We start from the raw sequence: 23,606 nt of genomic DNA, 5'->3' as shown, positions 1-23,606 counted from the left end.
TACACTATGATTAGGAGAACTTTTTTTATAAGCGCTTTAACCGGCCTCCTGTTGATGTCCTGTACCTCAAAGGACAATAATGATATGAATGCCGTTATCGAAAAAGGATTAAACCGGAGTGCACAGCAGGCAAAATTTTTAGCTTCAAGCCTGCTGGAAGAACCCGATAAACTACCCCGGTATGTCCTTCCGGACGGAACACTTGTAACCTCAGATTCACATTGGTGGTGCAGCGGATTTTTTAGTGGGGTATTGTGGCAGCTTTATGAAGATACGGGAGATGCGTTACTAAAAGAATATGCCGAAAACTATACAAAAAGAATCGAAAAGGAGCAATATTCACTGGATACCCATGACCTTGGTTTTATGATGTATTGCAGTTACGGACAAGCATTTAGAATCACAGGAGAGGCGTATTACAAAAAAGTCTTATTACAGAGTGCAAAATCATTGGCAACTCGTTTCAATCCTAATTTAGGGGTCATCAAATCATGGGACGAAAAACCAAAATGGAAGTTCCCGGTCATTATTGATAATATGATGAATCTTGAACTGCTGGAAGAGGTTTACAAAATGACCGGAGATACATTATTTGATAAGATTTCCAATAGTCATGCAAAAGTGACCATGGTTAATCATTTCCGCCCCGATTACAGCTCATACCATGTTGTCGACTATGACACTGTAAACAACAAAGTTGCCAAATTTGATACCCATCAGGGATATTCAAGCAGCTCGGCATGGGCGCGCGGACAAGCCTGGGGGCTCTATGGTTATACCATGATGTACAGGGAAACAAAAAATAAGTCCTACCTGGAACATGCAGAAAAAATTGCCAAATTCATTTTAAATCACCCGAATCTGCCAGAAGATAAAGTTCCCTATTGGGATTTTAATGCGCCCAATATTCCGAATACGTATAGAGACGCTTCGTCAGCGGCTATAATGGCATCCGCACTGATCGAACTCAGTCAATATGTAGATAAAGGTTTAGCAAAAGAATACCTGTCTGTGGCGCGTAAGCAATTGCAAACGCTGACTTCAGATGCGTATTTAGCCGCCCTGGGTTCAAATGGAGGATTTATTCTTAAACATTCTGTAGGCAACTTCAATGAAAACAGGGAAATGGATGTTCCGTTAACCTATGCTGATTACTATTATGTAGAAGCGCTGTTGCGATACAAACATTTAGTCCGTTAATACCGGTCGTAAGAAGAAGAGAGCTACAGACTTTCCACCCTTTGGAAGCCTGCAGTTTCTTATTTTAGGATTGCCAATTGTAAGTCATAGTACCATGAAGAAAATAGGTCTCATTGTTTCGCTGTTACTTTTTGCTCTTTGTTCCCTGTGGGGTCAGACCGCTCGTGAAGAAATTAATAGAAATATAGATAAGGCGGGAGGTAGCTATTATGCTTATACAACTGAATTTATCCCCCAAACTCAAGCGCCAAAAGGATACAAGGCATTTTATATCAGTCACTATAGCCGGCATGGTTCACGCTATCTTACCAAGGATGTTCATTATAGCCGGGTAATCGACGTGTTTGCGAAGGCACATGAACAGTCTGCTTTAACAACAGTAGGCGAAGATACCTATAAACGATTACAGGAAGTTATGAAAGAGGCTGCTCTGCGTGCCGGAGATTTGTCATTAGTAGGTAAACAACAGCATCGTGATATTGCTAAACGTATGTTTACATCATTTCCAGAAGTATTCAAGCAGAACCAATATATTTCCTTGCGTTCGACTATCGCGCTACGATGTATTATGAGCATGGTGTCATTTGGAGATAAACTCAAAGAGCTAAACCCTGGCTCTCAGCTGGACTATGACACGGGCGAAAAGTTCATGACATACATGAACTATATTACTCCTGAAGGAAAAGATTTTAAGGAAAATGGCGCATGGGAAAAAAAATTTAATACGTTCACCGAGTCTAACGCTCATCCCGATCGTTTGATGAAGCTTTTGTTCAACAATCCCGCGTTTGTGAGTATGAATGTAAAACCAATCGATCTGATGCGTGGTCTCTACTCCATCGCGGTTGATATGCAGGATGTGGAGACCAATGTCTCTTTCTATGACTTGTTTTCCATCGATGAGCTTTATTCCCTTTGGGAGATCGATAATGTGAAGAGTTATATCCAACGAGCAAATTATGCCGGAGGAAATGGAGCTATACCTAACAGTGAAAAGCGGTTACTAGCGAATATACTGGACAGCGCTGATAAGGTTATCAGGAAGGGGGGTAAAGCTGCCGATTTGCGCTTCGGACACGACGGTAATATTTCCCCTTTATTAGCTTTGATGCAGGTTAACGATTTTGCCGTTTCTATAAGTGATTTTAAAGAGGTACATCGAGTATGGCGCGACTATAAGGTGGTTCCTATGGCAACAAACCTTCAAATCATCTTTTTTCGTCATGAAAAGAACCCCAATGATATTTTGGTAAAGTTCCTTCACAACGAAAGTGAAGCCCGAATTCCGGTTCAAACAACGATATTCCCCTTTTACAAATGGACAGCTGTTGAACATTTTTATCGGAATCTGTTGAAACCATAGGTTTCTATCGGGTGGCAAACCGATCCTTATTTCACAAAGACCATAAAAACAAGTATAATGAAATTGCGGCTCTTGTATTTCGGCATTTTACTTTCTTTTGGCTTACATGCTTATGGACAGGAAAACATCAGCCTTAATGGGGTGTGGCAATTTGCATTAGCAACCAATACGAAAGAAGCTAAAATCCTGGATAAGTTTAATATGCCGGGATACAAAAGCAAACAGTTCAAGCCCATCCCGGTACCATCCAATTGGGCCATCCTGGGATATGAAGAGCCTGTCTATCAGTCTTTCGAAAATGACGAAGCCAGTGCGGGTTACTATCTGAAAGAATTTTCCATCCCTCCCGAACAGTTGAATCAGAAACGCATTATGTTACAATTTGAGGGCGTATGGTCACATGCGGACGTCTGGCTGAACGGGAAATATTTAGGGAGTCATGGCAGCGGTTTTACACCCTTTTCTTTCGAAATCACCGAAAAGATAAACCGCGACGCCAATAACACATTAGCGGTCAGGGTTCAACAGGTAAGCAGGGAATACCGGTTTGACGTTCATGATGACTGGAGCTTAGGTGGCATATACCGGGATGTTCACATCATCACCGTGCCCGCAAAACGCTGGATAGATTATGTGAACGTTCGAACAACTTTCGATCACCGGTACGTTGATGCCAACCTGCAGGTCAAAACCATGATAACCGATCGAAGGAATCCGAAAAAACCCGGCAATTATTCCATAGACTATAACCCCTATGAATTGAGCTTTTCTTTATTCTCTCCACAAGGTGAAAAGGTGACGGAAAGGACAATGACCATTCCCGCACATCTTGCCACAGGGCGCGAAATACAATGGGATATAAATGTTGCTTCACCGCATCAGTGGACGGCCGAAACCCCTTACCTGTACAGACTGGAGGTCGTCCTGTTAGAAGCAGGCACCATCGCCCAGAGATGGTCCGAAAAAATTGGTTTCAGACAAATCACGACCGATGGGGGCATCCTGAAGGTTAACGGGCAAAGTGTCAAACTTCGGGGTGTTAACAGGCACGATGAGCATCCGGATGTTGGGCGGGCAACGACTTACCAACATTGGCTGCAAGACTTAAAATTGATGAAGGCGGCCAACATTAATTATATCCGCTGCTCACACTATACACCAGCAAAAGGGTTTATAGAGCTGTGCGACTCGCTGGGAATGTATATAGGCAACGAAGTCAGTATCGGAGGCGCTAAAAACCTGAAGTTCGACCCTTCCTACACGGCGGCCGCTTTAACACGCGCTTATGAAACGATTACACGGGAAATAAACAATCCTTCCATCATATACTGGTCTGTAGGAAATGAAGACGAACTGTCAACAATGGGGCTTACTACCATTAAGTTTGTGAAAGCACTCGACCCCAGCCGTCCGGTATTGATTCCCTGGCGGCATGAAGAATGGTTGCCCGAAGAGATTGGTATCCTTTCGGCCCACTATTGGCAACCCGGCCAATATGATGCCTGGGCGGCAAATTCCAAACGACCGGTCATATCAACAGAGTATACGCACGCCTATGGTGAACAGGGTATGGGCGGACTTCAGGCGCGCTGGAATGCCCTGGCAAAACATCCGGCCGGTGCGGGTGCCGCCATCTGGATGTGGGCCGATCAGGGGTTAAAAATACCTAAACGAAAAAATTATAAAACAGATCCTAAATTTAATATACAGGACGAATATTTACGGGTGGTCGATAACGGGTGGGACGGTATCGTCGATTCCTACAGAAATCCAACCAGAGACTATTGGGAAACAAAAGCCGTGTATGCACCGGTTTATGTAAATGTAGAAAAACTCAATTTCGTGGCAGGTCAGGATTCGGTCCAGGTGCCGGTCAGCAACGCGTTTGATTATACCAATCTATCGGATATACGGTTGCACTGGCAGGTATACGAAGATACGTCACTTTTGGATGAAGGATTTTCTTCGTTAGATGGTGCACCACATACAACGGGTACACTATCCCTTCCGCTTCAAAAGATAAAAACAGTCAACCCCGGAAAAACATATTATTCGTGGTTTATTTTCCTGCATAAAGACGGGACCGAAATTACGCGCTGCTCCGTTGAACTTTGCCCATCAGGGGAGAAAGAAGTTATAGCTGCAGGCGGCACAAAGCCGGTACTGGATCAGGGTAAGCTCGTCACTGTTACGGCCGGCAAGGCAACCTATGTATTCGACCCGGCACCGGGACAGCTTATAGCCGCACAGTTGGATGGTTTAAAAATAATAGACGGCATCTCCCCTACCATTTGGCACAACCTGGATCCGAACGAGCGCGTTGCTTTTGGAGAAGCCAGGTCGGAAAAGGCTGTTGACCTTAACCGGTACCAGCAAAAAGTGATTACCTGGAAGGTCGAAGACAGCGCGTATGCGCAAATGATTCACGCATTGGTTGAATATACGGTGGATCAAAACAATCGCTTTACCGTAGCCTATACCTATACCATCACGGGAGATGGATTATTGAATGTTCATTATGAATTGCGTCCTGAAGTAGCGGTAGAGCGATTACCCCTCATCGGGATGGATGTTAAAACAACGCAGCCTATCAACCAGCTGCAGTGGTTGGGATTAGGCCCTTATGATGCCTACCCCAATAAACAGGCTGCGCCGATTTTCGGACAGTGGAAATGGGATGGCAACCCGGGAATTAAAAATGCTCGGCGGGTGGAATCGTGGGCTGGTGCGGCTTGTATACAAATAAATCATAACGGTTATATAAAACTAGAAGAAGCCAATTCCAATAAAATTTCTGTGTTAACCGGGGTGTATGCGCGCCCCGACAAACAACGCCCTGCAGATAGCAGTTTTCCGGAGCTTCGTACAGACCGGTCCTATATTGGTGCATTTAATTTGCAGCTTACAAAACGACCATAACAATAACAACATCGAATTCAGGGAGATTGCCTGCAATTTTAATGTGAGGTTAATAGGATGAGTTTCAAAAACTTTCACATACTATCTGTTTTGGGCTTCGGCTTTGCCCAAGTTGGCCACCTCCCCTGTTTTAGCGTTATACGATTTTATATTCAACGTGGTGCTAATGCCATTGTCAGATACACGTGGTGATATGAAGAGACGTTGCTGATTCGTTGCAGCAGCAACAAACGTTGCTTTCAAACTACCTGAACCCGCATTGTCTCTATTTTTACTACCGGAAAAAAGGCATAAAATCACCGTAACATAGAAAAATGTCTTCATATATTACTGATAAGCCATTTCATACGTCCTTCAGCTCTTCAAATATTCCGGTTTGTTTATTCTTTCTAACGTTATTCCAATTAAAATAGCGGCCATTCATCACAATAAATACGCCATGTGAAAGTGTTTGTGCAAATGCCAGGGCACTTCCTATATTAAATAAACCATCGGAACTACCAAATCGGATAGGAATCATCGCACCGGTAAGCACAATGGTTTTATTGGTTATCCTTTGGGCCAGTGCTTTCGCCGTTTGGTCCATGGTATCGGTACCATGCGTAATAACAATATGCTCTTCTTCACATTGTTTACACTCTTGAACAATTACATCGAGCTGTTGTTGAGTGATTTCAAGACTATCAACCATCATTAATTTGCTGATCGTTACAGGCACCTGGTTCCTTCCGTTATCCAGTAGTTCGTGCATATGTGTGTCTTTAAAATACAACCGCCCGTTCAGCATATTGTATTCTTTGTCAAATGTGCCACCTGTAATAAAAATCCGAATGGTCATATATCCAATGGTTTAATCTTCGTTCATGAACTTATAGAGGCGGTGGAGAATCAACGATTCCGGCTTCTTCTTGCGTAAAAAAACAATCGATACGGTTATCGTTTTTTCAGCTCTCCATAATAAAAGCTGGCGGGATCAGAAACCATGTATAACCCTCCCAAATTCTGGCCGCCGGAAGCCGCTACCCAATCTATTTTAAAGGGACCGCTTTGAAACCATGTCAAGAATGCTCCAATCCAGCCATTAGTTACACCGACTGTCCAGTTCGTGTTTGAGACGGATGGTGTGTAATTGGATAATGTAACAATGCCATTATCATACGTATAATCAAAGGAGGCATCTGCCAGCAAGTGACTCGTATTTGTGCTGTTCCAATACCAGATCCGAACCAGGGCGGTAGCGCCTGAAGACAGCCGGAACTCAACGCTGTCGATTGTTCTTGGGCCTCCGGAACTACCTGAATACCGGCTAATTAACCCGGCATACACACTGTTAAAATTTGATGTAATACCTGCTGGCAACGCCTTGCCGGGTATCATTATCGAATTGTACGTTTTATTATAGGCAAATAGTATCCGGAGCGGAATCACAGGGGTAGCATTTTGAGCAACCGTATATTCCGTTCCTTTGTCATCGTAAAGTTTCAAAACGCCATCGCTCATAACGCCATTTTTAAATTTAACGCCATTTACGATAAAATCATCTGCAAAGCCTATTCCATCCAGATTAAAATTAAATTTACTGTTTACCGTAATAACACTGTCCTTGGGGTCTGCATACTGAACGGAAACACGTTTATCATCACTAACCACAAAAGACACTTTATTAACGATACCGCCAATAGTAACATAATTATTAAAATGGGTACCAAAATAATTCTGTACATCTTTTATTTTATCTGCCAGTTTCCCCTGCTGATAGGCAGTTGCCTGTGCCGCCGTAGCTTTTACAAGGAACAGGTAATTCCGATATTTTTTTCCCTGAAGGATAAGGGAATCTCCGGAGGAGCGTATGTATTCAAACTCTATATCACTTTTATATCCGCTACTGGCCTTGCCACCGTAGGCACCTGGAACGGGATCCTGAAGTAAGGTAACATAATTGTACGTATCAAATATCAGGGAGGCGTTCATTACCCACTTTACGCGATATGTGGAAACCTGGGACTGGGTAGCCGTATTATTATTCAGGTCGCCCATCATAATCACTTTTTCATCGGCCCCAAACTTCATATAAAAGCCATAACCACCCCCGGCAGTAGTTGTAAGGGATGCCAGCCAGCCATTTTGGGCACCGGTTAACTGACTTCTCAGCTCAGCTAAACGTTCGGCCATTCTTTCTTCGGGCAGCCCCCCGTTTACCAATGCCACGTCGTTCTTCCGGCAACCATTTGCAATCAATGCAACCAATAAGATAACAACTATTTTGTTCATTTCTGTTTCAGTTTCTTGTATGGCAGGTTCGCCGGGATAGCAAACCTGCCGTAAATTTTATTTTAATACCATCGGACCGTAGAAGTAATTAGATGGGGTGCCGTTTACATAAAATCCTCCAAACGTTCTGTAGTCCGGACTGGTCGGCGGTAATGTTGCGGGAAGCCAGGCCGCAATAAATTGCCTGGCTGTAAGGTACGGCAGCATATATTGCTCAAACGGTGGTTGTACCGATGTATTCGTGTAATTACCGCCGGTGCCCTCCGGTAATGATTTTGTAAATACGACCAGGCCGCTTACGGCGTTTACGGTATAATTAAAGTCATAGTCTGCCGCATATTTCGTACTTCCGCTCCTGTAATAAGCCCTGAAAATCATTTTCCCCGATGCAGGAAATAAGAACTGAATACTATCCAGTGTTCTGCTCAATGCGGTGATGGCATTTTTATAATTGTTATACACGGTTGTAAACGATGCAGAGCTTCCATAAGTAGTATAGTGACCAGCCGCTGGGTCATATGTAATAGTGCTCACTTTATTATTCAATAACCACTGAGGCAGGGTTCGGGTAACATCTTCCGGATCCTGAACGTTATACGTTTCCTTCAATACTTTTTGTACTTCGGCCTGCAGCGCACCAAATTCTATGGAGTAGAAGGATCTGAAATAGTCTCTCACCAGCTTTTCTTTGGCCAGCAGTTTTGCTTTTGCGTCTGCATTGGCGGTATTCACGTAATTATTAAACCATACGGGGCCCTGCACCAGCAGGTGCGCGGTCATTTCAGCAAAATCTTCCTTATAATTGCTGCGGGCATAACGGGATACAAAGCCCAGCGCCTGGGCAAGTGAATCGGTATTGGCCTTATTGGTCCAGTCTGCATCATAATCGGCTTTTGTTACCTGCTCAAATTCCGGCGGAATAAGAATGTTCTGATTGAGAATATGGGTAAACTCGTGATGGATGGTACGTATTTTCCTGCGCACCTGCTCGCCATTCGAAAAATCGATACTATTTAGTTCGTACAACACCACGCGCCGGCCACCATCGGCCGTGCCCAATATGATGCTTCCATCGGCGTTGTAAGAAGGTGAACCGTAGAGCACATACTGTTTAGGGGTAAGCTTCTTTATAAAAGCGGGGCCGGCTATTTTCTCATAAGGTTTAAGAAAAATGCGCAGTACCGCCTGCATGGTAGGTATTACCCTGTTTAAGGTAATGGGCGAAATATCCTTGCTTACGTCTGTAAGATTTCTTTCAAAACGGTAAACGGTTTGAATATTATACGGATTGTTGATACTATCGCTCAGCCATTTGTCAATTACAGGATCGGGCACATAGCTATCGGGATTATAGGTACTAAGATCTACATCCAGGTTGGCATCACTTCTGCGACAGGATACAAACAGCAGCAATAAAGCGGTTATGATAATTAAATTATTTTTCATCTTTGAAATCATTTTTATCTTGGGTTGGAAGCTACCCCGGAAAGTTTTGCATCCTGAGGAATCTGGAACACACGCCGGTTATCATCAGGCCCCAGCGTTTGAAACGTTTCTGTGCCATCGGTGGCAATATAGTTATGCTTTACAGCAAGTTTATGCCGCAGAATATCCAGCCACCGGATGCCTTCCTGCATAAAAGCGATTTGCTTTGTTTCCAGCAGCGCTTTAATAAGCGCGCTTTTGTCGTTCGGTTCATTAAAAAAGCTCCTGGCCTTGTCTATTGTAAGGGCGTGCTTCGAAGCATCATAACCCACAATACGCGTACTGGCAAATGTATTCAGATCAGCAATGGCCGCATCATATTGGCTTTTCTGTATATACGCCTCTGCCCGATTCAGTAATGCTTCATCCATGGTAAACAGCGGCATCATGATATAAGGATATCCTATACCCGCAGCTACATTCGTATAGTAAAAATATTCGTTGTACTTGTTGGTGGTATAATTAGGAGCGGTGTATACGCCGTACCGGTTCCTGAAAGGTGCGCCAAATACAGTAGTTTTACCATAGAGGTTTTTTTTCAGTTCTCCAAAGCTATAACGTGCATTTCCTGCGGCGCCAATGGAGGAACTCCCTCTTTGAAAATTGGAATAGGTATTGGCTAAAAGCAGGTTCCATGATTTATCGGCCTTGGTATATTCTATGCGATGTTCGGTATAAGTGAGGTTGTACAAAGAGCCGTTATATTGCCGGATGTTTTCCTTAAAATCATTCGCCGGCAAAATTGCGGATACGTGTTGAATTACTTTATCCCATTCCCCTTTAAACAGGTAAAACCTTGCGGCAAAAGCATGGGCCGCCTGGGAATTAAAATGATATTTGGGTACCTCCCATTTTCCGGCTGTAAGCAGAGGTAACCCTTCTGTAAGATCTTTTTCAATATGTTCGTAAACAGACGCCACAGTACCCCGGCTGTATTGCTTTATTGCCACCGTTTCCGGCTCATCTACATAGGGCACACCAGGCGAACTATTGGCACCACCCGGCTCGTACGTTTTTGCAAAAAAGACAACCAACATAAAATGTGCGTAAGCCCGGGCTACCAGCGCTTCTCCGCGATACTGATCTGCACCTGCGCCCAAATGATACTCGCTAATAGATGCAAGCGCCTGGTTCGCTGCGGCAATGGCTACATATGCAGCATTCCAGTATTTTACAGGAGAGCCGTTAATATCTTCCAGCATTTCATTCCAGTTATATAAAGTTGGGAAAGGCTCATTGTTATACGTTGCCAATGCGGCTGATTTATCTTCTACATTGTCCGATGCCACTTCTGCAAAAGTGATGTAGTCTCTTTCGGGATAAGCAGAAACCAGCAGCTGTGCAACTTTGTCAACGCTGTTAATTTCGGCCCTCATGTCCGGGTTTTTATCCAGAAATTTACTACACGAGGCCAGGAAGGCCGCCAGTATAACGGTACCTAAAATGGATAATTTTACTTTCTTCATAATATAATCGATTAAAAACCCGCTTTAACGGAGAATGTGTATTGTTTTGGGATCGGCATGGCCACGCCGCCATTGTTGAAAAACTCCGGATCTGCACCATTCAGTTTTTTATCTGAATAAAGCAATGCAATATTATTACCCACCAATGCAAACTGAAGATTTTGAAGCCCCATACGCGTGGATAGCGCTTTGGGCAGCATATACGCAATGGATACATTTTTGAGCCTAATAAAATCGCCTTTAGCTACTCTTTGATCTGAATAGTTGTATACATTATAAGGATAAACCGCGCTTACCGTTGTACCATCGCCCCTTCGAACGGAATTGCTTATTGCAAACTGGTCCAGCAGGGAGGGAATATTGGTTCTTTTTTCATCGCCTGGGATAATCCAGCGATTCACTACATCTTTAGACATGGCTACCATATCATTGTATGATGCGGTGTACGTTGGCTGTAACCTTATATAATTTCCCGCGGCAAATGTAAAGAGTACGGATAATGAAAATCCTTTGTATTCGGCCCGGTTGAAGAACCCTCCTGTAAAAGCGGGGTCCACCGGACCTTCGTATTTAAGATAACCGATATCCGTGCTTTGCAGGTATACATAAGCATCCTTTTTCCCGTTTGTACCAATATAAGTCGGATATCCATACGTGGGGTCCAGGCCATCAAACCGTACAGAAAACAATCCACGTTGCGGATAGCCTTCCTGTGTGCCGCCCTCAGCCCGCACCATTGTCCAGATATTGGGGTTTACCTTTAGCTCTGTGATTTTGCTTTTGTTCAAACCAAAATTGAACTGGGTACGCCACTTAAAACCATCTGTGTGGCTGATGGGATTGCCGCCCAGGGTTACCTCCAGCCCTTTTGAGCTCATTTTACCATAGTTGGCGTACTTGGTAAATTCGCCCCCGATGCCGGATGTACGGATAGGGCCGATGAGATCAAAAATGTTTCGCTTATATACGTCAACCGTCAGGTTAACCTTATTCTTAAAAAAAGAAAGATCGGTACCCAGGTTAAACTCGTACAATTTTTCCCAGGTGAGTTCAGAATTCTCAAGACTACTGATGTATGTTACGGGTTCCTTTTCATTCTCATACGGGCGGTATGTGATGCGGTTGTAAAAAACGGCGGAAGAGTTTGTGGCATTGCCCATATTGCCCACCAAACCATAAGTGGCGCGTAAACGGGCTGCGGATAATAGATTCTTATCACGATTAAAAAAGGGCTCCCGGTCTATATCCCAGGCCAGGGAGGTATTCCATGTTGGTTGCCACCGGGCCACTTCCGATCGGCCCATTTTATTGGAACCATCGTACCGGATACTACCATTAAAAACATACCGCTCTTTAAAGGAATAGGCCGGTTTAAAAGCAAAAGCAGCCAGTCTTTCGTATCCATAACTCATCCCAAAATAGGCATCTCCTCCTTCAATCATTTTCTTAAAAAAACGATAATTAGGATTTACCAGCCCGCCATTTTCATATTGATAGGCCACTCCGGTAAAATTTGAATATTGTCTTTCAAGAGAACTGGCTTCTGCCATTCCGTATAATTTTATCCGGTGATCATTGCCGATCTGCCTGTCATAGTCGAGCGCATTCCTTACATAAAAATGTTTAAGATTGTTGTCATTAACGTTATAGAATCCACCTTGTGGTAATACAACAACAGGCAGCGCGTTGGGATTATCCGGATCCGAATAAAGATTCCTGTTCCCTTCAGCAACCGATGCGTCTCCATCTGCACGGAAGGCTTCGGCCATGTTCGAGCCTTCTTTTATATAATGCTGCCTTTTGGTAACTGCATACCGGTATGATGCGTCAAAAGAGTAAACCAGCCCCGGTATTATTTTGTATTTTATACCGGCCCGAACCTGCAGGTCCTGCACGCCCAGCTCCAGGTAGTTTTTATCCAGCTCGTTCAGGATATTGAACGGTGCATAATTGCGGGTAAAATACTCAAAGTTCCCGTTTTCATCGTATGGAGTAATCAACCGGCTGGTATTGATTGCATAGGAATACGGGTTAATATCAAAATCCCTGGAATACTGTCCATAAACGGGATCAGATGCCCGGGTAAGCGTTCCGGGAGCCCGTTGATCACGGATTGAACCATTACCCCCAAACTCAAGATTCAGCCGTTCATTTACTTTTATCGTTGTTCTGAAATTGGCCGTATATCGTTTAACCTTGTCGGCGATGGTTTGTCCGTTATCATTTAAAAAGCTGGTGGAAAAATAAGATTGAGCCTTGTCTGTTCCCATCATTACACTTACCGAATGCTCCTGCATCAGAGAGTTTTTGAATAATACATCAAACCAGTCCGTATTTGCCTTTGCATATCGCTCCAGGAATTGTAGTCGTTCCTCAAGTGTATTCTTCAAAGCAAATGTATTCGTGGCCTCATCATAATCATACATCTTATTGTACATCTTATAAAAGACCCCTCCCGTTGGTGCCCTGGACACCTGGCTATGATTAAAATATCCTTTATTTTCCAGCTCCAGCATTACTGACATTTGCTCGGCGGAATTCATGATATCGAACCGGTTGTAACTGGGTTTTAAAAAAGTAGTAAAATTTCCTGTGTAGCTAACAGCGGCGCGTCCTTGTGTATTACGGCCTTTTTTTGTAGTAATTACTACCACACCGTTCATTGCACGTGCCCCATACATAGAAGTTGCCGCAGCGTCTTTTAAAATGGTAATGGTTTCAATATCATCGGGGTTCAACCCGGCTACAGATGAGCCTATTAATGTATTGGCGTCCCCCGTAGAAAGCGCTTCATTAGAAATGTTTACGATATCCTGCAAAATAATGCCATCGATTACGAAAAGCGGCTTATTATCGCCGGAAAGCGAAGTTGCACCACGTATCTGAATCTTGGGGGCCGCACCAAAGGTCCCTGACACATTCTGCACGGAAACACCCGCGGCCTGTCCTTCCAACATCCTGGACACATCAGGGATACCATTTCGCAGTGCGTCTTTTGCTGATATTGTGGCAGAAGAGCCCGTGAACATTTTTTTGTCTACATTCTGATAACCGGTAGACACAATTACTTCATCCAATTTACTTTTATCATCCTCCTGCAACACAATTTTCAATTCGGGCTCGTTATCATATACAATTGTTTTTTTAACCTTGCCCACATGTGTAAATTCAAGGATATAACCTTTAACCACATCAATGGTAAACGTTCCGTTTTCATCAGTGGTCCGCTTTTGGTTGGAATGGATGATGTGCACAGTAACACCTCGCAACAAGTCGCCCTGTTCGTCTACAACCAACCCACTAACATGTTTTACATCCTGTGCAAAAACATTGGATCCAATACAGACGAAAAAAGCACAGAATGCAAGAAAAGTCCGCCTAAGATATTTGTAATGGCCTGAAAATTTTAAACCGGGAGCAATAAATTTATCGCCCCGAACAGCAAGCATTAATCCCATAAAGCAATCCTCTTTATTGTATTTTATAAAGAAGTAAAAATAGGGCAATGAAAATTTAATATAAAAATAACATTACAATTATTTTTGAAAATTTCTAAAAAAATAAATGAAATTAAACAACATTAGCGAAAATTCTATATTAATAAAGCTTTTATTAAATTATTTTCAAAACAGTCCTATTACACAAAATACAATGATGTACCAATTAAAGAGCCATAAAGAAGCCAAAGCGCATCAATGTTCAAATCATAGTAGCATTTCCGTAAACCTGCGGGCTCCTGCTTTAAAAGCATTCAATTACAAACCATTTCAAAATCTTTGAAACAACTTAATATCAAATGCCCGTTTTGGATCTTTTGAAAAGAACCAGCTAGCCAGAATGACAAGCACATTGACATCGCCTCTTGACTACTGCTGCATATGTAGCTGTTAGCTTGCTAAATAAAATATCCCATTTTTTAGGGATATTTTTTTACAAAAAAGATACTTAGGTTTACCTCACATTTAACTGACTTTTACCAAAAGGGATGCTACTCCTATAAAAAATCAAGACAATGAGAAAATATTTTCTGCCGAACATGCTGTTGCAGATTGCGATCATTGCTTTCAGCCAGCCCAGGCAGAAGCAAAAAGACAAGCCACCTAAAAAGAAATGGCGGGGATGCTGAAGGAAATGCAGCGGGCCATGAATGGTATGAGCCCCCATATGGCTGCGGGTTGAAATCATTCATTGAAAGGGAATCAGGCCAGAATTATATTGGCAAATATTAAAGCGGCAAAAATTGAAGCGGCCATCGCAGCGCCAAAATCAGCAATATCCGGATTGTAATACAGCAATCACGAAATATGATCAATAAAAAAGGTATATGAAATACAAAACGCTAATTGCCTGTTGTATGTTTCCACTGTGGTTGCAGGCCCAGGATTGCAGCAAAGAAATGCTGCAACAAAAACCCGGCACATGGAAAGCCGGGCCACAGGGATCTGTCATTAATATAAGCGCAGCAGACTTAATAAAAGAAAAATCGTTAACCGCTACGATCCACAAAATGGTTTCCACTAATTATAAACCGGTGGGATGCGAAATTTCTTATAGCACTGTTTACGGAAAATATCCGGGTACCGGTCAAACATTCATTGCCGATCCGTATCATTACGCAATGTATGTGCTCCGGTATTTATGTGATGCTGACAAATCCAGGTACTATGTGGACAATTCCACTCCCACGACCGTTAATATAACGGCTAATGTGATTTACTCATTAGACAATTTATATGCTGCAAACCTCCCTGCGGATGATCCCCGGGGTTATTTAAAACTGAAAAGGCGACCGGAAAAGAAAGATGGCTATTACTTTTTAGGGGATGAGGTGGTAGGCGACAACCACCTGGAAAATAAAATAAAAGAATATCGCTGGCTGATCACCTATAATGATACGCTTCCTTTCTCCTATCTCAGCCAGAAAGAATATGTACGAATACAAAAGAAAAGATTAGAGCAGGCATTACAGGACAGCCCGGGAGAAAAAGCGTATATCAGCAAGTTCCTGGACAATATAGCGGTGTATTTAAAAAAACCGGAAACAGAATTGATGAAACCGGCAATCTGTATGTGGAATGAAGAAGAATGGTTCGAAAAATTTGTTGAAGAGGGCACCCCGGGTTCATTTATTGCTGTAATACCCAACCTTGCCTACTACCGGAAAAATCTGCCAAAATCATCACCGCAATTTTTTACTGTTGTATATAAAATAGCGCACGGCGACCCGGTATTTGAAGCGAATATAGCCAACATAAAAAATGCTATTGATTTCGCGAAGCTGAAAAACATGCTGGGCAAATAGAATGCGGGCCGCTGAATTTTTAAAAACGAAAAAGATATTACCGTACCTGCATCCATTGCCCGGAAGTCTTACTTTTTTTCGGCGCGCGAAAAAGAAGTTTTAGTGCTTAATTGTCTTAGTATCGTAATAAAAAAATTGCAGCAGCTTAGGATAAAATATGCACACCGTAAAAATATACAGACAGAAGTCTTGCTAAATCTACTGGGAGCATCGGTACAACTCCTGATGTAATTCCCACGAAATCGTTTCAGGCATCTTCATTACCTTCCTGTCGTATGAAAGCAGTCCGTTCGTTTCTATTTCCACATCCTTAAGTTGTGTATATACAGCAGCCGGCAGGCACCGGCCGGCGGCTATCACCTTCAAAAACGGTTGTTGTCGCAATCAGCCTTTTAGTATGTCGCATTTGCAATCTTTATGATACACGTAACTTGTATAACTTAGCTTTAAAATAAAATGGGGGGTTCCTGCACCAAGCCAAAAAAAATCAACGTTGAACGAACAATAAATAAAGATTATGGGCAAAATCATTTTTGACAGCGGTATATCACTGGATGGCTTTTTTGCGGGCGATAACAGAGGTCCGGATAATCCTATGGGCGGCGTTTCCGGAAAATTGCATAGCTGGATGTTTAAACAAAAAGCTTTCTGGAAACACATCAAAGTGGAGGGCGGTGAAGAATACGGCGCAGACAGCAAACTCATTGATGAGGTGTTTGCAAGAACCGGTGCCTACATTATGGGAAAGCGCATGTTTGAAGAGGGAGCAGTGCATTGGGCAGAAGATTTATACGAAGCCGATGTGTACGTGCTCACACATGAAAAAAGGGAGCCCTGGGTTCAAAAGGGATCCACCACTTTTTATTTTATCAATGACGGCATAGAAAGCGCATTAGAAAAGGCAAAAAAATCTGCCAATGGAAAAGATATAAGAATACAGGGCGGGGCCAACACCATTCAGCAATTTCTGAATGCGGGTCTTATCGACGAATTTTTCATTCATATTGCTCCTGTTTTTTTAGGAACCGGTATCCGGCTGTTTGACGGCATGGACAAAGACAAATATGATATTCAGATTATAGAGGTCATCCCATCAGACCTGACCACACACCTGCGATACAAACTGACGAAGAAATAAGCGCGTTATCCACTAAAAGCGGCAAATAAGAAGAGATCCTGAAACAGGAATAGATCCCGGAACAGGTCCGGGATGATATATTTATTATTTTTCCAGCAGGGGTTTCCGTGAGAGGCCCCTGCGTCTTTGTTATCTATTCTAGCTCCCATTCCTTTCAGGAGACACCGGGCAAAAGCCCCCCGATCACCATCCTGTTGGAAAGAGTCAACGAAGCCTTATAATAAACAGGTATCAAAATTATTATATAAATGGTTGCTCTCCTTCCGGTCAGTGGAGACACTGACCGTGGCTATGCTGTGGTTTGTGTTTCCACAAACCATTGGGAGGCATTTCAATAAAATGGATACCGGTTTATTATTAAAACGCCCCCCGGGCGTCATTTCCCGGCCATGTGGCGACAATCAGGGGCATTTCATCGAATAAATAAAAAACAACTCTAAAACCGTACTATTTTTATTACGGTTTAGAGGGCTTAAGAGGGCTACAGGATCTTTCCAGATCATCGTATTCCCTCTTATTTTTTTATATATACCTCTCATTCATTTGCGGCGTTATGCCACTGAAACAGTGAAGCACTGAAAATTTACAGGGGCGGTAGGTGTATTGCCCTGGGTGACCGGGGCGATTTGTGGAACACGGCGGCGCAACGATATTCCTGTTTTTTTATGTTCCTGTGGCAAAAGACGTTCCTTATATCTGTGCTTCTGTGGCTTTAACAAAAAAGGGATACCCGTAGGTACCCCAATTCTTAAACTGCACAAAAAGAAATCTCCCGGCAATATGCCTGCTATGCGCCCGGTTCTATAAAAAGGAAACGTAGGATCAGGTACCGGTAATATTATTCCAGGGCTTTTTTATTTTCGGATCGAAATAATGCCATTATTTACCAGCCCCGATACAAAATCATTGACCGTTGCGGTATTTAATGTTATCTGCTCAAAAAGCCATTTTCGCATTTTATACCCCTCCATAAAATCTGTAATATCCCTGGATGGTTCCGGATCATGTTTGCGCATCCATTGGACCAGGTCCGTTTCGGAACGGAACCTCATCTTCCTCTCCCGGTTGTGAAAATGTACTTTCATGATATAAATCCCATCCTTTTTAAATAATAACTTTTTATTGCATCTTCGTTAACGATAAACCTTATTGTTTAACAGCTACGGCCACTTTTGAAAAGGCTTGCGCTCCTTCTTTATCTACCTGTACGATCCGCACCAGTTTCCGGCTGTCTTCCCTATTCATTTTTTCCACCTCATTCTTGCGGCAGGAAATGGTAGACATGCCCACACCACAAACAACCAGCAATGCATACAGCAACTTGTTTTTACGATTGAACAGCAACAGTATAAAGCCCGCGGCAAAAACAACGATGCCCATTAATGAAGTACTTCCGGTAGCCAGGTCCTTCTCAAAGCTGTACGCAATAGCAGCATCAGAAGTTCCGTTCTCCGCCTTGGTTTCTACGCGGCCGGCGGACCGGAAGATGGAATCCGTGCCCATTACCTCGATATCGAAATATTTATTATCCTTCTCTGTTGCAGTAGTCCAGTTAACCACCAGTTTATTGCCCACAATTTTAGCCTCATAAGACTGGAAGGCCACAGGAAGCGCGGTAGTGCTGTAGGTAGCTACCCCGGTTTTATGATCGTTGTCAACCCCGGCCGGAGCACCGGTTGGCACCGTAAACTCCCCAAATACACTGATATTTTTTTCTGCCTGCGTAGCGGCATAGGTTACCGGAACATTCGCAAAAGTAATTTTATACTTGCTAGGTGTGCTCCCTATATCAGTCATATTAACATTCTTGGTCGTTCCATTCCAGGTATATGTTTTACTTTCATTCGTTCCCTGAGTGGACATGGTCCAGGTAAATAAGTCAGCACCTGTTCCCTGGGGAAGGATACTGGTGGGATTCATTTTCGTAAAAGTTATGGTGATACTGCCAGACTTATTACCACTCTGTTTGAAATCATACCCTGAAGACGGAGTCGGGCTGTTCTTAAGATAGAAATCAAAACTAATGGTTTCCTTACCACCGGGAAACGTAGCCGGGGCCGGGTTCATATCCGCATTGTTTAACACCCACTCCTGGCCCAATGCCATCCCCGAAATAACTGAGCAAAACAGGCTTAAAATAATTAACTTTTTTTTCATTGTATGTAGATTTAAATAGTTTACGGTTGAGTTGTTTTAAAGAAATACTGAAAACCGGCAGAATATCCATTGTTAACATTGTTCTGATCACCGCCGGAACCTGCCTTTATTGAAACATTTACCTGGGTGACCCCCGTTTTAGCACCAGGATTGGCTTTTACCTTAAACATCACTCTTTTAAGATCATCTTTCAAGTTTGCGTCTGTAGTAATAATATAGAAATCCGGGTTGCTTGTAGCATCAAATGCAAAGACACTGTTGCTTAACGCCTCATTTGCCGAGTTACTGGTAGCCGCATTATCAAACGAAACATCACCAAACATTGCCAGTTTATCAACGAATAAGGTTATCTTCCCGGAAGACATAACATCCGCGATCTCCGCAACAACAACCGTTACTTCTATATCGCTGGCGCCCACAATATTGTTGGGATTTAATTTGATCCGCGGAACCAGGTCCGGGATACTGTTTACCTTCACTGCCACATACAAAGTAGCCTGTGCGGAAGCCTGGGGGTTACCGTTATCGATAGCAGTATACGTAAATTGTGCCGTACCAATAAACCCGTTGGCCGGTGTATAGGTGTATTTACCATTCGCATCCAGTACAAACGTACCATAGCTGTTGGTGATATTCTGAGGCGTAACGCTTTGGGTATTGCCCTCGGCATCCACATCATTGTCTTTTACATTACCGCCTACCGCTACGCCCGGGATTGTTTGATTATAATCATCCGCAGCACTGGTCGTATTCACCGCCCCCACAGGTTTTACGTCAATGATCGCATACGCCTTAGTGCAAAGACCACCCGGGCTTTCGCATACCTGGTAGATCACCGTATCTCTTCCAGAAAAACCAGTATTGGGTATGTAATGCAGTAGCCCGTTTACAATAGTAGCCGTGCCATGCAGCGGGTCGGTGGCAATACCGGGTGTACCCAATGTACCACCAGGGTTACCTATATAATCATTCACCAGTACCGGTATATCCACAGGAACATCCGCCCTGGTGGAAGCAATATCTGTATTCGCAATTGGGGGATTCTGCGTGCCGGCATCATCCGTTACGGTAATGGTCAGGTTTTGCTGTTCACATACACCGGTGTTGGTACATACCTTCACATTATAGCTATATACCCCCGTAACTGCTGCCGTAAAGGTATAGCTACCATCGGCATTCAGGTTCGGCATCGCCCCTGATGGATTGGGATTCCCGTCGGCCCCATCAATGGCTACCAGGTCGGAATAGCTCAATGTCATACCCGCAGGTGCCTTATCGTTGGTAGCTACGGAGCCAGGAATCTGTTTATTCACCGTTGTACGGTTCACATCCGGATTGCTGAAGCCCGATACCCTACCACTTACGTATACATACAAGGTAGCCTGTGCTGAAGCCTGGGGAGTACCGTTATCCGTAGTGGTGTAAATAAACTGTGCCGTACCGGTAAAACCGTCCGCAGGCGCATACGTATAGTTACCATTGGCATCCAGTATAAAGGTGCCATAGCTGTTCGTAATATTCTGCGGTGTAACGCTTTGGGTATTGCCTTCTGCATCCACATCATTGGTCTTCACATTACCGCTTACCGCCACACCGATACGGGTTTGATCGTAATCATCAGCAGCACTGGTGGTATTCACCGCTCCTGCAGGTTTTACGTCAATGATCGCATAGGCCTTCGTGCAAAGACCACCGGGGCTTTCACATACCTGGTAGATCACCGTATCCCTTCCAGAAAAACCAGTATTGGGTATGTAATGCAGCAGCCCGTTTACAATAGTAGCCGTACCATGTAGCGGGTTGGTAGCAATACCGGGTGTACCCAATGTACCACCAGGGTTACCTATATAATCATTCACCAGTACCGGTATATCCACAGGAACACTCGCCCTGGTGGAAGCGATATCCGTATTGGCGATCGGCGGGTTCTGTGTACCAGCATCATCCGTTACGGTAATGGTCAGGTTTTGTTGTTCACACACACCCGTGTTGGTACATACCTTCACATTATAGCTATACACCCCTGCTACAGCCGCCGTAAACGTATAGGTACCATCGGCATTCAGGTTGGGCATGGCAGCCGAAGGGTTGGGGTTTCCATCTGCCCCGTCGATCGCTACCGGGTTAGAATACGTAAGCGTCATACCCGCAGGCGCTTTGTCGTTGGTAGCTACCGAACCGGGAATCAGCTGATTAACCCTGGTACGGTTAATATCCGGTTTACTGAAGCCGGACACCTTACCGCTTACATATACATACAAGGTAGCCTGTGCGGAAGCCTGTGGGCTACCATTATCAGTAGTGGTATACATAAACTGCGCCGTACCGGTAAAGCCCGCCGCAGGCGTATACGTATACTTACCATTCGCATCCAGTACAAAGGTACCATAGCCATTGGTGATATTCTGAGGTATAACGCTTTGCGTATTACCCTCTGCATCCACATCATTGTTTTTTACATTGCCGCCTACCGCTACACCAATACGTGTTTCGTTATAATCGTCCGCAGCACTGGTGGTATTGATGATGTTTGCCAATGGTTTTACATCAATAATGGCATAGGCCTTCGTGCAAAGACCACCGGGGCTTTCACAAACCTGGTAAACGACCGTGTCTCTTCCCGCAAAACCGGTGGCAGGCGTATACCGCAGTTGCCCGTTTACAATGGCAGCCGTACCATGCAGCGGGTTCACAGTAATACCGGGTGTACCTAATGTACCACCAGGATTACCTACATAATCATTGATCAGTACCGGTATATCTACCGCCGTACCAGCCCTGGTGGCAGCAATATCCGTATTGGCGATCGGGGGATTCTGCGCACTGGCATCATCTGTTACAATAATGGTGAGGTTTTGTGGCTGGCAGGTACCCGTATTGGTACATACGGTAACATTATAGCTATATACACCGGCTACGGTCGCCGTAAAAGTATAGCTACCGTCTGCATTCAGGCTGGGCATGGCACCCGAAGGATTGGGCAGTCCATCCGCGCCATTGATTGCTACCGGGTTCGAATAGCTAAGGGTCATACCCGCAGGCGCTTTATCATTGGTTGCTACAGAGCCCGGGATCTGTTTGTTTACCGTAGTACGGTTGATATCGGGCTTGCTGAAACCAGACGGGGCAATAACCGGAGCAGACACATACACACCGCTGGTACCAGAGGTCATGGAAAATTGTTTGGTGGATGAATACCATCCCCCTACAAAAATACCATTACTTAAAGAGGAGGTGGCACCACTTGCATTACCGGTAGTAAGCCAGTAGCCCGTAAAAAAACCGCCGCCCGAGAAGTCGGCACCACCGGCAACCAGGTTGCCTGTACCATTATTAAACCGGGGGCCCTGGGGATAAGGGGCCGCAGGATTATTACCGCCCCCACTGCTATTGATATCGCCGGCCACATGAATAAAATTCGTAGGTTTTAAACCTCCTGCGGGCACAATTGCGCCTCCACTTTGATACTTTACTTGCCCCTGGTAACCGTTCGCAGGGTTATTATCCGTATCCCATACAATAACAAACACATCATTGGCATCACCGGTTACAGTTAATTTTGAATTTACCGTAAGACCGGCATTGATATGTATTACAAATGTTTCTCCTATCCCATTCTGGGTATTTAAACCGTTTAGTATTGAAGAGTTAACGCCGTTATAACCAGCCGTTGAAACCAGGCTATTTATCTGATTGAGTGCGCGGTTAAAATCGGCAGCCAGGCTTGTCATCAATGCCGTTTGATTCAATGAGGCAGACGCCTGTGCTGAATTTTGTGTTACGATACTATTCCAGGCTCCAATGGAAGCTCCGTTCGTATTGATGGTTCCTGCATATGGAACGCCGCCAGAGGTTCTGAAACCGGCAGTACCGCTAACGGCTACATTACCAACAAATCCCTTTGTTGCCCCTTGCCAGTTAGCATCGGCACTCCCATCCGTAAATACAAACAGGTATTTAGGTAAATTACCAAGATCTACCCCTCCGATATTTGTTTGAGCCGTTGCGCGTATACCAATAGAAGCGGCAATTACTACCTGCAGCACTACCATTGCTATTTTTAATCCTTTTTTCATTTTTTAGTTATTTCTGTTTCGTGTTTTTATTATTCTTCATTCCGGGCAAGAGGCGGCCTTTCCCCAAAGGGGGTAAGGCCGCTTGAAAACCGGCCTGAGATCAAAGACCATCTGCTTTTTGAAAAAGCCGTCAGGACGTTTAGGGAATCCGCACGCAAAAAGAGTTATACCCGGTTAACGGTTCGTACAGGTGGTGTACACTGCATTTTCTCTTGATTTTCTTTGCCTT

General features: G+C 44.0%; 14 protein-coding genes. 5 read left to right on the top strand and 9 right to left on the bottom strand.

The annotated features are described in order from the left end of the window. Positions 1-6: 6 nt before the first annotated feature. The 3 genes from Q1V85_RS13475 to Q1V85_RS13465 all read left to right on the top strand — a co-directional run bounded on the left by Q1V85_RS13475 (position 7) and on the right by Q1V85_RS13465 (position 5,482). Entirely contained in the window at positions 7-1,200 is a 1,194-nt protein-coding gene (locus Q1V85_RS13475; RefSeq protein WP_300600756.1) for a glycoside hydrolase family 88 protein, read from the top strand. A 94-nt stretch (positions 1,201-1,294) separates the two neighbouring features. Beyond that, entirely contained in the window at positions 1,295-2,563 is a 1,269-nt protein-coding gene (locus Q1V85_RS13470; protein ID WP_300600754.1) for a histidine-type phosphatase, read from the top strand. 57 nt (positions 2,564-2,620) lie between these two features. Next, positions 2,621-5,482 carry a glycoside hydrolase family 2 TIM barrel-domain containing protein gene (locus Q1V85_RS13465; RefSeq protein WP_300600752.1) on the top strand — a complete coding sequence of 954 codons (2,862 nt, stop codon included), beginning with the start codon at positions 2,621-2,623 and terminating at the stop codon, positions 5,480-5,482. A gap of 81 nt (positions 5,483-5,563) precedes the next feature. Here Q1V85_RS13465 and Q1V85_RS13460 read toward each other — a convergent pair whose 3' ends face one another. From Q1V85_RS13460 to Q1V85_RS13435, 6 genes are all read right to left on the bottom strand, one after another. Continuing rightward, a complete protein-coding gene (locus tag Q1V85_RS13460) occupies positions 5,564-5,806 on the bottom strand; it encodes a hypothetical protein (RefSeq protein ID WP_300600751.1) in 243 nt (80 codons plus the stop codon). 19 nt (positions 5,807-5,825) lie between these two features. Further along, the gene (locus tag Q1V85_RS13455; RefSeq protein WP_300600749.1) at positions 5,826-6,320 is read right to left on the bottom strand and encodes an asparaginase domain-containing protein; all 495 of its coding nucleotides are present in this window, start codon (positions 6,318-6,320) and stop codon (positions 5,826-5,828) included. Positions 6,321-6,415: 95 nt separating this feature from the next. Further along, on the bottom strand, positions 6,416-7,753 hold the full coding sequence (locus tag Q1V85_RS13450) for a DUF4302 domain-containing protein (RefSeq protein ID WP_300600747.1): 1,338 nt from the start codon (positions 7,751-7,753) through the stop codon (positions 6,416-6,418). A gap of 57 nt (positions 7,754-7,810) precedes the next feature. Beyond that, positions 7,811-9,199: a substrate import-associated zinc metallohydrolase lipoprotein gene (locus Q1V85_RS13445; protein WP_300600745.1), complete on the bottom strand. Its 1,389-nt coding sequence runs from the start codon at positions 9,197-9,199 to the stop codon at positions 7,811-7,813. 14 nt (positions 9,200-9,213) lie between these two features. Beyond that, positions 9,214-10,704, bottom strand: coding sequence for a RagB/SusD family nutrient uptake outer membrane protein (locus Q1V85_RS13440; RefSeq protein WP_300600744.1), 1,491 nt, complete (start codon positions 10,702-10,704; stop codon positions 9,214-9,216). A gap of 11 nt (positions 10,705-10,715) precedes the next feature. Further along, complete coding sequence (locus tag Q1V85_RS13435; protein WP_300600742.1) at positions 10,716-14,000, bottom strand: SusC/RagA family TonB-linked outer membrane protein; 3,285 nt, start codon at positions 13,998-14,000, stop codon at positions 10,716-10,718. A 1,028-nt stretch (positions 14,001-15,028) separates the two neighbouring features. Between Q1V85_RS13435 and Q1V85_RS13430 the strand changes: the two genes are divergently transcribed. Continuing rightward, positions 15,029-16,006, top strand: a complete 978-nt coding sequence (locus Q1V85_RS13430) for a hypothetical protein (RefSeq protein WP_300600740.1) — start codon at positions 15,029-15,031, stop codon at positions 16,004-16,006. 517 nt (positions 16,007-16,523) lie between these two features. Next, positions 16,524-17,144, top strand: a complete 621-nt coding sequence (locus Q1V85_RS13425; protein WP_300600738.1) for a dihydrofolate reductase family protein — start codon at positions 16,524-16,526, stop codon at positions 17,142-17,144. Positions 17,145-17,998: 854 nt separating this feature from the next. Here the strand turns inward: Q1V85_RS13425 and Q1V85_RS13420 are convergent. From Q1V85_RS13420 to Q1V85_RS13410, 3 genes are all read right to left on the bottom strand, one after another. Continuing rightward, positions 17,999-18,229: a hypothetical protein gene (locus tag Q1V85_RS13420; protein WP_300600736.1), complete on the bottom strand. Its 231-nt coding sequence runs from the start codon at positions 18,227-18,229 to the stop codon at positions 17,999-18,001. 61 nt (positions 18,230-18,290) lie between these two features. After that, positions 18,291-19,301 carry a hypothetical protein gene (locus Q1V85_RS13415; protein ID WP_300600734.1) on the bottom strand — a complete coding sequence of 337 codons (1,011 nt, stop codon included), beginning with the start codon at positions 19,299-19,301 and terminating at the stop codon, positions 18,291-18,293. Positions 19,302-19,321: 20 nt separating this feature from the next. Beyond that, positions 19,322-23,377, bottom strand: coding sequence for an Ig-like domain-containing protein (locus Q1V85_RS13410; protein ID WP_300600732.1), 4,056 nt, complete (start codon positions 23,375-23,377; stop codon positions 19,322-19,324). Positions 23,378-23,606 lie beyond the last annotated feature (229 nt).

The organism is Niabella sp. (assembly GCF_030150205.1).
Taxonomy (GTDB): domain Bacteria; phylum Bacteroidota; class Bacteroidia; order Chitinophagales; family Chitinophagaceae; genus Niabella.
The sequence above is the reverse complement of the archived record's forward strand: the minus strand, read 5'-3'. Positions and strand labels throughout refer to the sequence as shown.

Bases quoted from the DNA above. Each gene is read 5' to 3' on its own strand.
- Q1V85_RS13470 (WP_300600754.1), top strand. From the start codon at position 1,295: ATGAAGAAAATAGGTCTCATTGTTTCGCTGTTACTTTTTGCTCTTTGT.
- Q1V85_RS13420 (WP_300600736.1), bottom strand. From the start codon at position 18,229: ATGAAAGTACATTTTCACAACCGGGAGAGGAAGATGAGGTTCCGTTCC.
- Q1V85_RS13455 (WP_300600749.1), bottom strand. From the start codon at position 6,320: ATGACCATTCGGATTTTTATTACAGGTGGCACATTTGACAAAGAATAC.
- Q1V85_RS13475 (WP_300600756.1), top strand. From the start codon at position 7: ATGATTAGGAGAACTTTTTTTATAAGCGCTTTAACCGGCCTCCTGTTG.
- Q1V85_RS13425 (WP_300600738.1), top strand. From the start codon at position 16,524: ATGGGCAAAATCATTTTTGACAGCGGTATATCACTGGATGGCTTTTTT.
- Q1V85_RS13445 (WP_300600745.1), bottom strand. From the start codon at position 9,199: ATGAAAAATAATTTAATTATCATAACCGCTTTATTGCTGCTGTTTGTA.
- Q1V85_RS13460 (WP_300600751.1), bottom strand. From the start codon at position 5,806: ATGAAGACATTTTTCTATGTTACGGTGATTTTATGCCTTTTTTCCGGT.
- Q1V85_RS13415 (WP_300600734.1), bottom strand. From the start codon at position 19,301: ATGAAAAAAAAGTTAATTATTTTAAGCCTGTTTTGCTCAGTTATTTCG.
- Q1V85_RS13450 (WP_300600747.1), bottom strand. From the start codon at position 7,753: ATGAACAAAATAGTTGTTATCTTATTGGTTGCATTGATTGCAAATGGT.
- Q1V85_RS13430 (WP_300600740.1), top strand. From the start codon at position 15,029: ATGAAATACAAAACGCTAATTGCCTGTTGTATGTTTCCACTGTGGTTG.
- Q1V85_RS13465 (WP_300600752.1), top strand. From the start codon at position 2,621: ATGAAATTGCGGCTCTTGTATTTCGGCATTTTACTTTCTTTTGGCTTA.
- Q1V85_RS13440 (WP_300600744.1), bottom strand. From the start codon at position 10,704: ATGAAGAAAGTAAAATTATCCATTTTAGGTACCGTTATACTGGCGGCC.
- Q1V85_RS13410 (WP_300600732.1), bottom strand. From the start codon at position 23,377: ATGAAAAAAGGATTAAAAATAGCAATGGTAGTGCTGCAGGTAGTAATT.